We start from the raw sequence: 13244 nt of genomic DNA, 5'->3' as shown, positions 1-13244 counted from the left end.
CACATGGAACTCACCTTCATCGGACTCTCGTGCGTGCGGCTGCGCGGCCGCGACGTCGAGGTGGTCATCGACCCGATCCCGCCGGGGGCGACCAGCCGTCCGCCCCGGGTGAACCCGGACATCGTGGTGCACACCGAGGGCGAGGTCGACCTCTCCCGGCTGCGTCCCGGCGAGGGGCGCGCCCAGGAGGTCAGCGGTCCGGGCGAGTACGAGCTCCGCGGGGTGAGCGTCTTCGGCGTCGTCGCCGACGCCACCACGACGATCATGCGGGTCGAGGTCGACGACGTCCGGGTGTGCTCGATCGGCCGGCTGCGCCGGCAGCTCACCGAGAGCGAGGTCGACGCCCTCGGCCACGTCGATGTGCTCGCCGTCCCGGTCGGGGGTGGCGACGGCCTCGAGGCCCAGGCCGCGGCGCGCCTGGTCAACGCCCTCGAGCCCGCCATCGTGGTGCCGGTGCGCTACGCCGTGCCGGGCGTCGACGGCGACTACGACCCCGTGGACAAGTTCGCCAAGGAGATGGGCCTGGCCGAGGGCTGGGCGCCGCAGCCGAAGCTGAACCTCACCGGCTCGCTGCCCACCTCCGAGGAGACCCGGGTGGTGGTGCTGGAGCCGCGCGCGGTGACGCCCTGAGCCTGCTAGCATCTGAAAAACCTCCACTGGAGATCGCGCATGGCAAGGTTCGTGTTCGTCACCGGCGGAGTGGTCTCATCCCTGGGCAAGGGCATCACCGCGGCGTCGATCGGGACCATCCTGAAGGCGCGCGGGCTGACCGTGGTCATGCAGAAGCTCGACCCGTACCTCAACGTCGATCCGGGGACGATGTCGCCGTACCAGCACGGTGAGGTCTTCGTCACCGACGACGGCGCCGAGACCGACCTCGACCTCGGCCACTACGAGCGCTTCGTCGACATCTCGCTGAGCAAGGCGAGCAACGTCACCACCGGGAAGATCTACGCGAGCGTCATCGCCAAGGAGCGCCGCGGCGACTACCTCGGCGCCACCGTCCAGGTCATCCCCCACATCACCAACGAGATCAAGGAGCGGGTGCTCCGGGTCGCCGAGGACTCCTCCCCCCGCCCCGACGTGGTCATCGTCGAGGTCGGCGGCACCGTGGGCGACATCGAGTCGCTGCCCTTCCTCGAGGCCATCCGCCAGCTCAAGAACGACGTGGGACGGCGCAACGTGTGCTATGTCCACCTCACCCTGGTGCCCTACATCGCGGCGAGCGAGGAGTTCAAGAGCAAGCCGACCCAGCACAGCGTCAACGCGCTGCGCAGCATCGGCATCCAGCCCGACGTGATCGTGGCGCGCAGCGAGCAGCCGATCCACCAGGGGCTGAAGGACAAGATCGCGCTCTTCGGCGACGTCGAGACCCGCGCGGTGATCAACGTCCCCGACGTCCGCACCATCTACGCGGTGCCGCTGCTCCTCGAGGAGGCGGGCCTCGGCGACTTCATCGTCGAGCAGCTGGACATCACCGCCGACCCGCCCGACCTGGAGCGCTGGGCGGAGCTGGTGGCGCGGATGGACGCCCCCCGCCCGCCGGTGCGGATCGCGGTGGTGGGCAAGTACGTGCAGATGCCCGACGCGTACATGAGCGTCAACGAGGCGCTGCGCCATGCGGCGGTGCACCACGGCGCCGAGGTCCAGCTCAGCTGGGTCAACGCCGAGGACCTCGAGGGTGACGTGGTCTCGGCGCTCGAGGGCGTCGACGGCATCGTCGTCCCCGGCGGCTTCGGCCACCGCGGCATCGAGGGCAAGCTGGCGGCGTCGCGGTACGCGCGCCACCACCGCATCCCCTACCTCGGCCTCTGCCTGGGGATGCAGTGCGCGGTCATCGACTTCGCCCGCGAGGTGCTGGGATCGGAGGACGCCAACTCGACCGAGTTCAACGCCTTCACCGCCCACCCGGTGATCGACCTGCTCCCCGAGCAGCGCGACATCGAGGACAAGGGCGGCACCATGCGCCTCGGCGTCTACCCGTGCCGGCTGCTGCCCGGGTCGCGGGCCGCGGCGGCGTACGGCGAGGCGGTGGTCTACGAGCGCCACCGCCACCGCTTCGAGTTCAACAACCACTACCGCGAGCCGCTCGAGCGCGCCGGCATGCTGGTGAGCGGGGTCTCGCCCAACGGCCGGCTGGTGGAGATCGTCGAGCTCCGCGACCACCCGTTCTTCGTGGCGTCGCAGTTCCACCCGGAGTTCCGCTCGCGGCCGAACGTGCCCCACCCGCTGTTCCGCGACTTCCTCGGCGCGGTGTGCGAGCGCGCCGGGGTGCCCTCCACGCCCGCCGATCCCTCCGCCATCGTCAGCCCGCGGCTCTCGGTATGAGCGCCGCCGGAGGACGATGACCAGCGTCTCCCGGGTTGCCGCCTCACGCTCCCGCGCCGGCCAGGCTCGGGACCGGAACCACGCCCTCGAGCTGCTCCGAGCCACCGAGTCGGCGGCGCTCTCGGTGGGCCGCTGGCTGGGCCGCGGCGACAAGACCGGCACCCGCGAGGCCGCCCAGGTGGCGATGGCCGAGGCGCTGGCGAGCATGCCCTTCGACGGCCACATCGTGCTCGGGACCGACGAGCCCTCGGGCACCCTCGCCGCCGGCCGCCGGATCGGCTCCGGGCGTGAGCGCATCGACCTCGCGGTCGTGCCCGTCGACGGCGTCAGCCTGGTCTCGCGCGGTCTCACCCAGGCGCTGAGCATCGCCGCCGCCGCCGAGCCGGGAGGCATCGCCGCACCGCCGCCGGTCGCCTACATGCACAAGATCGCGGTGGGTCCGGCGGCCCGCGGCTCGGTCGACATCGCCGACACCCCGGAGAACAACCTCCGCAGGGTGGCCTTCGCGATGGACGTCCACGTCCGCGACCTCACCGTCTGCATGCTCGACCGGCCCCGCCACCTCGCCCTGCTCGAGCGGGTCCGCGAGATGGGCGCACGGGTGGCCCTGATCAGCGACGGTGACATCGGCGCGGCGATGATGGCGGCGGTGCCGGGCAGCGGCGTCGACGTCATGCTCGGCGCCGGCGGCACCCGCGAGGCGGTGCTCGCCGCCTGCGCGCTGAAGTGCCTCGGCGGCGAGCTGCAGTGCCGCCCCTGGGTGCGCCACGAGGAGGAGGCGGTGGCGGTGCGCGCCGCCGGCTTCGACCCGGAGGCGCCGATGAGCATGGACGCGCTGGTACCCGGCAGCGGCGTCGCCGTGGCCGTCACCGGCGTCACCGGCGGGGGCCTGCTCCGCGGCGTGCTGTACCACAACTGGTGGGCCGAGACCCACAGCATGGTGATGCGGGCGCGCAGCGGCACCCTCCGCGAGATCGCCACCAAGCACCACGTCGCCCTCCGCCCCGAGGAGGGCCGGCGGCTCCGCTAGCGCCCCCGGGCAGGGTGTACGCTCCCGGCTGCTATGGCGGCAGCCTCCCGACGCCGGGCGGTGGTGCGGAGCCTCCGCTCCGTCCTCTCCGAGGCTGCGCGCGGCCGCCCGGTGATCCGCAGGTCGATGGAGCGCATCGCCCGGGAGCTCCAGGAGGCGACCCGCGGGGACGACGGCGTCGACCGCGGCCTGGTCGCGGTCGCCGAGCGGACCGCGCCGCCGGAGCAGCCGCGGAGCGCGCTCAACCGGCTCTGCCATCCGGACGCGTGGGACGACCCCACCTGGCTCATGTACAACCGCGCGCTGGGGATGCCCCAGGGCGAGCACCGCTTCCACCGCAAGGCGTTCGAGTGGACGCAGTGCGTCTACGGCCTGGAGCAGCTCGGCATCCTCGGACCGGACACCCGGGCGCTCGGCGTCGCGGCCGGGCACGAGTGCGTCCTCTACTACCTGGCGAACCGGTGCGCCGAGGTGATCGCGACCGACCTCTATGCGGGCGACTTCGCCGGGGGCATCGCCGCCGAGGCCGCCGGCGACTTCCTCACCCGCCCCTCGCGGTACGCGCCCTTCCCGTACCGCGAGGCCGCGCTCCGCCCGATGGCCGCGGACGCGCTCGACCTCCCCTTCGAGGACGCCTCCTTCGACGTCGTCTACTCGCTCAGCAGCATCGAGCACTTCGGCGGTCACGACGCCTCGGCCCGGGGGATGCGCGAGATGGCCCGAGTGCTCCGCCCGGGCGGAGTGCTCTGCGTGGCCACGGAGTGGATCCTGGCGGGCGGCGACGACGCCGAGTTCTTCACCGCGGAGGCGCTGCGGAGGTACGTCGTCGACACCCCGGGGCTGGCGCTCATCGGTCCGCTCGACGACCGGCCGCCTCCGCGTGCCCTGATCGACGACCCGATCTGGAGCGACGGCGACCGGGAGCGGACCCCGCACATCGTGCTCGGCCGCGGCTCGCTGCGCTGGACCAGCGTGGTCCTGTTCCTCCGGAGGGAGGGTTAGCGGGTGCGGACGGGCACCGGCACCGCGCCGCGCGGCAGCGAGCGCGCCCGGCCGGCCTCGCCGGGGGCGCCGCGGCCCTCGACGCGTCCGGCGAGCAGCCAGCCGCCGGGCACCCGGCAGAGCACGCCGACGGCGAGGAGGCTGGCGGCGAGGGTGCCGAACACCAGCACCAGGTAGGCGGCGATGCTGTGGGCGAGGTCGCCGTCCATCCGCAGCGGCGAGGCGTCGAGCTGGAGGGCGCGGCCGGTGAGGGTGAGCAGCAGCGGGTGGAGCAGGTAGACGCCGAGGGAGCGCTGGGCGAGCATCTCGACCAGCTGGGTGCGGCGGCGGCCGCGGCGGGCCAGGCCCTGACCGGCGGCGAGCCCGGCGGCGAGCACCGCGACGGTGAGCAGCATGATCGACGGCCGGAGGATCTCGTCGTAGCCCTGGGCGCCGGACCAGAACAGGTCGAGGAGCACCGGGGGCGCGGCCACCAGGGGGGCGGCGAGGGCGGCGCGCCGATGCCGGCGGAGCGCCCGCTCCAGGGGCTCGTGCCAGGCCGCGGCGGCGGCGCCGAGGGCGTAGTAGCCGAGCCACCAGACGGAGAGCCACTGGGCGTGCTCGCCGTCGAGGTCGCCGAGCACCCCACCCTCGGGCAGCCGGCCGGTGGCCCGCAGCCCGGTCAGCACCAGCTGGAGCGGGATCGCCACCGCGCAGAGCACGGCAACGGCGCGGCGGCTCCGGGGGAGCAGCGCGAAGAGCAGGTAGAACTGCAGGGCGACCGGCAGGAAGTAGAGGTGGCCGGCGACGGTGCCGCTCCAGAGCATGCCGCCGAGGTCGGCCGGGGAGTGGATCTGGTCGTGCAGCGGGGTGACGACGAAGGCGCAGGCGAGGTAGACCGCCGCCCAGCAGACGAAGGGCACGATCACCCGCCGGGTCCGCCCCCGGGCGAAGCGGCGGCGGTCGATGGCGCGGTTGCGATAGCGGTGGACCAGGACGTAGCCGGTGAGGAAGACGAAGACGGGGACGCCGAAGCGGAGCAGCCGGTCGAGGGTGCCGTAGAAGGCCGCCGCCGGGGCGTCCGCCGTCGCCATCCAGGCGACCGCGTGGACGGCGATCACGCTGAGCATGGCCACCGCTCGCAGCAGGTCGGCTCCGGTGAGGCGGCCACCCGGCCGGGCCTCCGGAGCCGCCGTCCGGCGGACCGCAGGCCGCTCGATCACCGTCATCCCCACCGGCGCCCTCCCTCCGTCGATCGCTGCCGGGAGACAGACTGCCACGGGCGTACCGGTCCGAGGCTGAGAGGAATCTGAGAGCCGGACACCGCCGGAAGGATGCCAGCCCGACGGTCCGGAAGGGTGACCGGACTCAGAGCGCGGTGAGGAGGAAGGCGGTGCCGTCGGCGAGCGGGCCCGTCCACACCGGCCGGTCGAGGTCGTGGCCGGCGCCCGGGATCAATCGCAGCTGGACGGTGGCGCCGGCGGCGCTGAGCTCGCGGCTGGTCACCTCGCTGGCCCGGACCGGCACCACCCGGTCGGCGGTGCCGTGCTCGAGGAGCACGGTGCAGTGGAGGGTGCCGAAGTTGGAGCCCGGGGACATCGCCCGGTAGAGGGCGGCGTCCTGGGAGGGGGCGTGGAGGCCGGGCCGCCCGACGAAGAAGCTGGGCCGGCGCAGGTAGAGGGCGGAGTACTCGCTCTCGCTCGGCGCGTAGAGGACCGCGGTGCGGATGCCGGGCTGGACCGCGAGCATGATCTCGGCGATGTTGCCGCCGAGGCTGTGCGCGATCAGCCCGACGTGGGCGGGGTCGACCCGGGGGTCGTGGCGGAGCAGGTCGAGGAGGTTGAGGGCGTCGATCGCGTCGGCGAGCGGCAGCGCCGCGGTGCGCGGGTCGGGATCGCCGCCGCCGAGCCCGCGGTAGTCGGGAACGCCCACGAGCACGCCGTGCTTCGCCAGCGGGATCGCCAGGGGGAGGGCGTCGGCGCCGATCCGGTAGGTCCGCGCGGTGGCGAGCCCGTGGAGGGCGATGACCAGCCGGTGGCGTCCCGGGGTGGTGGGCACCACCAGGGTGGCGGTGACCCGCAGGCCCTGGCTGCGGTAGCTGATCCGCTGCAGGGTGTATCCCGGCGCCGGCTGCGGCGCGCCCAGGGCGACCAGCGATCCGGCGGTCCGGTGCATGGTGCGCAGCGAGGCGATGGTCAGCACCGCGGGGCGGGACGGCGCGGCGGCCGCGACCCCGCCGCCCGGGTGGGTGGCCGCCGCGGCCCGGTGCGCCGGGGTGCCCACCGGGCCGAGGCTGACCGCCGGCGAGCCGCCCGAGACCAGGCCGGCGGCAGCCGCCACCAGGAGGGCGGGCACCAGCAGCCGCCGGGAGGGACGGGGGATCGTCAGCCGCATCGCACCACAATCATCCACCGGAATTCTGACCTCTGTGTGACCGATCACTACCATCTGTGCTCGTGCGTGCTTGCGTCGCCGGTCCGGACGGTCAGCTGACCACCGTCGACGCCCGTCCGGCGGGGCGTTCGGGGGGGCGCCTGGTGGCCCTCGACCCCGCCGGGCTCATCCCGCTGCCGGAGGCGGCGACCCTCGCCCACCTCCCCGGCCGCCGCGCCCTCGGGCTCGACCGCCAGGGGCGGGAGGTGGTCCTCGACGGCCTCGCCGTCGCCGCCGTCCTCCCCGTCGGCCATCTCCGCACCCTGCTGCCCGCCTCCCGCCCCGAGCCGACGGTGCCCCGGCTGCCCCTGTTCGGCTACACCGCAGTCGCCGAGCACCGCGGCAGGCTGATGGTGGCGGCGGCGCGCACCGACGACCTCGACTGGTGGGAGCCGGAGCGCTTCCGCCGCGGCGACCTCGGCGCCGCGGTGGCCGCCGCCCGCGACGCGCTCCCCGGCAACCGGGTGGTCGAGCAGCTCGCCGTCTGCGCCCTCGAGCACAACTGCTACACCGCCCAGAACACCTTCCACCGCCGCTACGAGGGGGCGCTGCCCGCGTCTCCCGCCTGCAACGCCGACTGTCTCGGCTGCATCTCCCTCCAGCCCGACCCGGTGCCCACCCCGCAGCCGCGGATGCGCTACGCGCCCACCTCCGACGAGCTCGCCGACCTGGCCGGGTACCACCTCGGTGGAACCGGCGCCCGGATCGTCTCCTTCGGCCAGGGTTGCGAGGGCGAGCCGCTCACCCGTGCCGCCGCCCTCGAGGGGGCCACCCGCCGGATCCGCGCCGAGCACCCCATGGCCACCATCCACGTCAACACCAACGGCAGCAGCCCGGCGGCGCTGCGCCGGCTGATCGCGGCGGGCTGCGACTCGGTGCGGATCAGCGCGATCTCGTTCACCGGCGCCGTCTTCCGCGCCTACTACCGGCCCACCGGCTACGGGTTGGACGACGTCGTGGAGTGCGGCCGGGTGATGCGGGAGGTGGGCGGCCAGGTGTGCCTCAACCTGCTCACCTTCCCGGGGATCACCGACGCCCCCGAGGAGCTCGAGCGCACCGTCGCCGCCTGCCGCGAGATGGGCGTCGAGCAGGTCCAGTGGCGCAGCCTCAACGTCGACCACGACTGGCTGCTCGAGGTGCTCCCCGCCACCTCGCCGGGGGTGGGGATGCTCGAGGCCCTCGACCACCTCCGCCGCGAGCTCCCCGGCGTCGCCCACGGCAACTTCACCCGCCCCAGGGCTGCCGGCGGCGTCTCCGCCACGATCCCCTGACGGCGGGATTGGTCACAGCAGCCCCGTGGTATTCTCCGGGCGATTCGAGCGGGCCTCTCCCCGCGACCGATTGGCGACCCAGGAGCACTCATGAAGGCGGCCATCCACCCCGAATACCACGCTGACGCGGTGGTGCGCTGCCTCTGTGGCAACACCTTCACCACCGGGTCGACGCACACCGAGCTGAAGACCGAGGTCTGCTCGGTCTGCCATCCGTTCTTCACCGGCACCCAGCGCATCATCGACACCGGCGGTCAGGTCGAGCGCTTCCGCCGCCGGGCCGAGAAGGCCGCCGCGGCCGCCGCCGCGGCCGCCGCGAAGAGCTGACCGAGGCCATGGCCGCCGAGCCCGACCAGTTCTTCTACGGCGGCCAGGCCGTCATCGAGGGCGTGCTGATGCGCGGCCGCAAGCACTTTGCGGTCGCCGCACGCCGCCGTGACGGCACCATCGTCAGCATCGCCGAGCCGCTGACCTCGCGGGTCTACACCAGCAGGCTCTGGGCGCTGCCCTTCCTCCGCGGCATCGCCGGCCTGATCGAGATGCTCCACCTGGGGATGCGGGCGCTGACCTGGTCGGCGAACGTCCAGGCGGAGGCGGACGACATCCAGCTCTCCCCGCGGGTGATGCGCGCCACCATGGGCGTGTCGGTCCTGGTGGGCCTGCTGCTCTTCGTCGGCCTCCCCCTCGGCCTCGCCGGGCTGATCCACCACGGCGACCGCAGCGTCGGCTTCGTCGTCATCGAGGGCATCGCTCGCGCCGGGGTGCTGCTGGGCTACCTCGGGCTCATCGCCCAGGTTCCGAGCGTGCGCAGGGTCTTCGAGTACCACGGCGCCGAGCACAAGACGATCAACTGCTACGAGGCGGGCGATCCGATCGACGTCGAGCACGTCCGCCGGGCGAGCCGCCTGCACCCCCGCTGCGGCACCGGCTTCCTGGTGGTGGTGGCGCTGGTCAGCATCGTCGTCTTCGCCCCCTTCGGCGGCCTTCCGGTGCCGCTGCTGGTGCTGAGCCGGGTGATCCTGATCCCGGTGGTGGCGGCGATCGCCTACGAGGGCATCCGCGGCCTCGCCAGGGTGCGGCGCACGCCTCCGGGACGGCTCGCGCTCATCCCCATCCTCGCCACCCAGCGGCTCACCACCCGCGAGCCCGACGACGCCCAGATCGAGGTGGCCATCGAGGCCCTCGCGCTGGCGCGGGCCGGGGACGTCGGGGTCTCGGGGACACCGCTGACGCTGGCCTCGTAATCGCGGGGGCCGCGATGGGCGGGATCGAGGGACGCCTCCGCGCTCTCGAGGAGCGCTACCAGGAGCTGGAGCGCGAGCTGAGCGCACCCGACGCCTACCAGGACGTCGAGCGGGTGCAGAAGCTCTCCCAGGAGCAGGCGCGGCTGCGCGAGGTGGTCGAGACCGGCCGCACCTGGCGCCGCGCCGAGGAGGCCGCCGCCGAGGCCGAGGACATGCGCCGGCACGAGAGCGACCCGGAGATGGTGGCCCTCGCCGAGGAGGAGCTTCGCGTCCAGCGCGACCGCGAGGAGGCCGCCCACGAGCGGCTGCGCGGGCTGCTGCTGCCCACCGACCCCAACGACGAGCGCGACGTGGTGGTGGAGATCCGCGCCGGCACCGGGGGGGACGAGGCGGCGCTCTTCGCCGGCGATCTGCTCCGCATGTACCTCCGCTACGCCGAGGGCCGCCGCTGGCCGGTGGAGATCCTCGACTCCAACCAGTCCGGGAAGGGCTTCAAGGAGGTGGTCTTCGAGGTGCACGGCGCCGGCGCCTACTCCAGGCTCAAGTACGAGTCCGGGGTGCACCGGGTCCAGCGCGTTCCCGAGACCGAGTCCCAGGGGCGCATCCACACCTCGGCGGCGAGTGTGGTGGTGCTCCCCGAGGCCGACGACGTCGACGTCCAGGTTGACGAGAACGACCTCAAGATCGACGTGTACCGCAGCACCGGCCACGGCGGTCAGAGCGTCAACACCACCGACTCCGCGGTGCGCATCACCCATCTCCCCAGCGGGCTGGTGGTCACCTGCCAGGACGAGAAGTCGCAGCTGAAGAACCGGAACAAGGCGATGCGGGTGCTGCGGGCGCGGCTCTACGACCTCGCCCAGGCGGAGCGGCAGCGCGAGATGAGCGAGACCCGCCGCGGCATGGTGGGCAGCGGCGATCGCAGCGAGAAGGTGCGGACCTACAACTACCCTCAGTCTCGGATCACCGACCACCGCATCGAGCTCACCGTCCACCAGCTGCCGAAGGTGCTCGACGGCGATCTGGACGTCCTGATCGAACCGCTGATGCAGGCCGAGCAGGCCCGTCGCCTGCTCGAGGAGGCCCCCGCAGGGTAAGCCGGCCGCTCCCTATCCTCCCCACCGTGCCCGCTCCCACCCTGGTCGAGGTCGTCCGGCTCAGCACCCGCTTCCTCTCCGAGCGGGGCAGCGAGAGCCCCCGGCTCGACGCCGAGCTGCTCGCCGCCCACAGCCTGGGGCTGCGCCGCCTCGACCTGTACCTGCAGTACGACCGGCCCCTCGGCGAGGAGGAGCTGGAGCCGATGCGGGCGCTGCTCCGCCGCCGCGCCGCCGGCGAGCCGGTCGCGTACCTGGTCGGGGAGCGCGAGTTCTACGGCCGCCGGTTCCGGGTCACCTCCGATGTGCTGATCCCCCGGCCGGAGACCGAGACCCTGGTGGAGCGGGCGCTGCGCTGGTGCCGGGCCACCGCGGGCGGGGCGGGGGAGGGGCTGCGCCTCGCCGACGCCGGCACCGGCAGCGGCTGCATCGCGTGCACCCTCGCCGCCGAGCTGCCCGGCTGCACGGTGGTGGCCGGCGACGTCTCCGCCGCGGCGGTGGCGGTGGCCCGGGACAACGCCGCCCGGCTGGGGGTGGAGGAGCGGGTGACCGTGGTCGAGGGGTCGTGGGAGGCGGCGCTCGAGGGCCACGCCCCCTACGACGCCCTGCTCAGCAACCCGCCCTACATCAGCTCGGCGGAGATGGACGGGCTGATGCGCGACGTCCGCGACCACGAGCCCCGGCTCGCCCTCGAGGCGGGGGCGGACGGGCTCGACGCCTACCGGGTGCTGCTCCGCGGCTGCCTGCCGCTGGTGCGGCCGGGCGGATACCTCGCCCTGGAGATCGACCCCCGCCGCCGCGAGGCCGTGGTGGGGCTGGTGGAGGAGGGCCGCCCCGGCGGCGAGGTGGCGGTGGTCGACGACCTCGCCGGCCGCCCCCGGGTGGTGGAGGCGCGGCTGGGATGAGCGCGCTCGAGCCGCTGGTCGCGGCGCTCGACGCCGGCGGCGTGGTCGGGGTGCCCACCGACACCGTGTACGGCATCGCCTGCCGGCCCGACGACGCCGCCGCCCTGGCGCGGGTCTACGCGGTGAAGCGGCGGCCGCCGGAGATGGCGGTCGGGCTGCTCGCCGCCTCCGCCGGGCAGCTCGAGCCGCTGGTGGAGATGCCGGCGACGGCCCGGCGCCTCGCCGCCGCCTTCTGGCCCGGGGGGCTCTCCCTGGTGCTCGCGGCCATCGCCGGCGGCGGGCTCGCCGTGCCCTGCCCGGGCGGCACCCTGATGGTCCGGGTGCCCGGCCATCCGCTGCTCCGCGAGCTGCTCCGCCGCACCGGTCCGCTCGCGGTCACCAGCGCCAACCGCCACGGCGAACCGGCCTGCACCACGGCCGCCGAGGTGGCCGAACGCCTCGCCGGCGAGCTCGACGCGCTCCTCGACGGCGGTCCCGGAGACGGGAGGGGGTCCACTATCATCGACCTCACCGAGGATCCCCCGCGCGTGCTGCGGACCGGGCCGGTCTCCTTCGACCAGCTGCGGCCGCATCTCGGGGGCTGACCTCCCACCGCCGCCACCCGTGCGTACGCCACGGAGGGACGACGACCCGAGGCCCGCATCCTTGCTCGAGACCCAGCTGAAGCCCGCGCTGCGCGCCGCCGACCCGGAGGTGGCCGACCTCCTCGAGGCCGAGCTGCTCCGCCAGGAGGAGACCCTCGAGCTGATCCCCTCCGAGAACCTCGCGCCCCCGGCGGTGCTCGACGCGGTCGGCTCCTGGCTCACCAACAAGTACGCCGAGGGCCTGCCCGGCAAGCGCTACTACGGCGGCTGCCAGGTCGTCGACCAGATCGAGAACCTCGCCCGCGACCGGGCCACCGCCCTCTTCGGCGCCGACCATGCCAACGTCCAGCCGCACTGCGGCTCCAGCGCCAACATGGCGGTGTACGCCGCCGCCCTCAGGGTCGGCGACACCGTGCTGGGGATGGCGCTCGACCAGGGTGGCCACCTAACCCACGGCTCCCCGGCGAACTTCTCGGGCCGGCTCTACCGCTTCGAGGGCTACACGGTCTCGGAGAGCACCGGCCGGCTCGACTACGACGAGGTCCGTGCCCGCGCCGTCGAGGTGGGGCCGAAGATGATCGTCGCCGGCTACAGCGCCTACCCCCGGGTGCTCGACTTCGCGGCCTTCGCCGACATCGCCGCCGAGGTGGGGGCGCTGCTGCTCGTCGACATGGCCCACTTCGCCGGGCTGGTCGCCGCCGGGGTCCATCCGAGCCCGGTGCCCCACGCCGACTTCGTCACCCTCACCACCCACAAGACCATGCGCGGACCCTGGGGGGGGATGATCCTCTGCCGCGCCGCCCATGCCGAGGCGGTCGACAAGGCGGTCTTCCCGGGGGTGCAGGGCGGCCCGCTCAACCACGCGATCGCGGGCAAGGCGGTGATGCTGAAGCTGGTCGGCGAGCCCGCCTTCCGCGAGTACGCCGCCCAGGTGGTGACCAACGCCCGGGCGCTCGCCGCCGCGCTGGTGGCGCGGGGCATGACCCTGGTCACCGGCGGCACCGACAACCACCTCATGCTCCTCGACCTGCGGCCGACCGGGCTCAAGGGACGCGCGGTGCAGGCGGCCTTCGACGAGGTCGGCATCACCGTCAACGCCAACACCTTCCCCTTCCACGGGGGCAGCCCCTTCAACCCCAACGGCATCCGCCTGGGCACCCCCGCGGTGACCTCCCGGGGGATGCGCGAGGCCGAGATGGACGAGATCGCCGACCTGGTCGCCACCATGCTCGGGGGCTTCGACGACGCCGCGGTGCGCGAGGGGGAGCGCGAGCGCAGCCTCGCGCTCTGCCGGCGCTTCCCGCTCGGCTACCGGTCGGCGCCGTGAGTCGCGTCCCGCGGTGATCGCCGACCTGCAGGGCCTGCCCTGGTACC

13 protein-coding genes are annotated in these 13244 nt (G+C 74.0%); 11 read left to right on the top strand and 2 right to left on the bottom strand.

The genetic code is table 11. The annotated features are described in order from the left end of the window. The first annotated feature begins 3 nt into the window (after positions 1-3). From VGL20_16905 to VGL20_16890, 4 genes are read left to right on the top strand one after another with little or no spacing between them, the layout of a single operon-like run. Positions 4-630, top strand: a complete 627-nt coding sequence (locus tag VGL20_16905; protein ID HEY2705364.1) for an MBL fold metallo-hydrolase — start codon at positions 4-6, stop codon at positions 628-630. 39 nt (positions 631-669) lie between these two features. Next, positions 670-2328, top strand: coding sequence for a CTP synthase (locus VGL20_16900; protein HEY2705363.1), 1659 nt, complete (start codon positions 670-672; stop codon positions 2326-2328). Positions 2329-2344: 16 nt separating this feature from the next. Next, positions 2345-3358 carry a fructose-bisphosphatase class II family protein gene (locus VGL20_16895; GenBank protein ID HEY2705362.1) on the top strand — a complete coding sequence of 338 codons (1014 nt, stop codon included), beginning with the start codon at positions 2345-2347 and terminating at the stop codon, positions 3356-3358. Between the two features lie 33 nt (positions 3359-3391). Next, on the top strand, positions 3392-4360 hold the full coding sequence (locus tag VGL20_16890; protein HEY2705361.1) for a class I SAM-dependent methyltransferase: 969 nt from the start codon (positions 3392-3394) through the stop codon (positions 4358-4360). Here VGL20_16890 and VGL20_16885 read toward each other — a convergent pair. Beyond that, positions 4357-5568: an acyltransferase gene (locus tag VGL20_16885; GenBank protein ID HEY2705360.1), complete on the bottom strand. Its 1212-nt coding sequence runs from the start codon at positions 5566-5568 to the stop codon at positions 4357-4359. The two genes, VGL20_16890 and VGL20_16885, sit on opposite strands and share 4 nt — an antisense overlap. 139 nt (positions 5569-5707) lie before the next feature. Further along, positions 5708-6733, bottom strand: a complete 1026-nt coding sequence (locus VGL20_16880; GenBank protein HEY2705359.1) for a prolyl oligopeptidase family serine peptidase — start codon at positions 6731-6733, stop codon at positions 5708-5710. Between the two features lie 56 nt (positions 6734-6789). Here VGL20_16880 and VGL20_16875 point away from each other — a divergent pair, with 56 nt between their 5' ends. The 7 genes from VGL20_16875 to glyA all read left to right on the top strand — a co-directional run bounded on the left by VGL20_16875 (position 6790) and on the right by glyA (position 13197). Continuing rightward, on the top strand, positions 6790-8043 hold the full coding sequence (locus VGL20_16875; protein ID HEY2705358.1) for a radical SAM protein: 1254 nt from the start codon (positions 6790-6792) through the stop codon (positions 8041-8043). 90 nt (positions 8044-8133) lie between these two features. Beyond that, complete coding sequence (rpmE, locus tag VGL20_16870; protein ID HEY2705357.1) at positions 8134-8370, top strand: 50S ribosomal protein L31; 237 nt, start codon at positions 8134-8136, stop codon at positions 8368-8370. A gap of 8 nt (positions 8371-8378) precedes the next feature. Beyond that, positions 8379-9287: a DUF1385 domain-containing protein gene (locus VGL20_16865; protein HEY2705356.1), complete on the top strand. Its 909-nt coding sequence runs from the start codon at positions 8379-8381 to the stop codon at positions 9285-9287. Between the two features lie 23 nt (positions 9288-9310). Further along, positions 9311-10384 (top strand): peptide chain release factor 1, encoded by a 1074-nt coding sequence (prfA, locus tag VGL20_16860; protein HEY2705355.1) that lies wholly within the window; start codon positions 9311-9313, stop codon positions 10382-10384. 26 nt (positions 10385-10410) lie between these two features. Beyond that, a complete protein-coding gene (prmC, locus tag VGL20_16855) occupies positions 10411-11286 on the top strand; it encodes a peptide chain release factor N(5)-glutamine methyltransferase (GenBank protein HEY2705354.1) in 876 nt (291 codons plus the stop codon). Continuing rightward, the gene (locus VGL20_16850) at positions 11283-11870 is read left to right on the top strand and encodes an L-threonylcarbamoyladenylate synthase (protein ID HEY2705353.1); all 588 of its coding nucleotides are present in this window, start codon (positions 11283-11285) and stop codon (positions 11868-11870) included. Before prmC ends, VGL20_16850 begins: the two co-directional genes overlap by 4 nt. 61 nt (positions 11871-11931) lie before the next feature. Next, entirely contained in the window at positions 11932-13197 is a 1266-nt protein-coding gene (gene glyA, locus VGL20_16845) for a serine hydroxymethyltransferase (protein ID HEY2705352.1), read from the top strand. Positions 13198-13244: the final 47 nt, after the last annotated feature.

Source organism: Candidatus Dormiibacterota bacterium (assembly GCA_036495095.1).
GTDB lineage: Bacteria > Chloroflexota > Dormibacteria > Aeolococcales > Aeolococcaceae > CF-96.
Note: the sequence above shows the minus strand (reverse complement) of the source record. Positions and strands in the feature narration are given on the sequence as shown.

Coding starts and splice junctions, on each gene's coding strand:
- VGL20_16905 (HEY2705364.1), top strand. CDS start 4: ATGGAACTCACCTTCATCGGACTCTCGTGCGTGCGGCTGCGCGGCCGC.
- VGL20_16900 (HEY2705363.1), top strand. CDS start 670: ATGGCAAGGTTCGTGTTCGTCACCGGCGGAGTGGTCTCATCCCTGGGC.
- VGL20_16895 (HEY2705362.1), top strand. CDS start 2,345: ATGACCAGCGTCTCCCGGGTTGCCGCCTCACGCTCCCGCGCCGGCCAG.
- VGL20_16890 (HEY2705361.1), top strand. CDS start 3,392: ATGGCGGCAGCCTCCCGACGCCGGGCGGTGGTGCGGAGCCTCCGCTCC.
- VGL20_16885 (HEY2705360.1), bottom strand. CDS start 5,568: ATGACGGTGATCGAGCGGCCTGCGGTCCGCCGGACGGCGGCTCCGGAG.
- VGL20_16880 (HEY2705359.1), bottom strand. CDS start 6,733: ATGCGGCTGACGATCCCCCGTCCCTCCCGGCGGCTGCTGGTGCCCGCC.
- rpmE (HEY2705357.1), top strand. CDS start 8,134: ATGAAGGCGGCCATCCACCCCGAATACCACGCTGACGCGGTGGTGCGC.
- VGL20_16865 (HEY2705356.1), top strand. CDS start 8,379: ATGGCCGCCGAGCCCGACCAGTTCTTCTACGGCGGCCAGGCCGTCATC.
- VGL20_16850 (HEY2705353.1), top strand. CDS start 11,283: ATGAGCGCGCTCGAGCCGCTGGTCGCGGCGCTCGACGCCGGCGGCGTG.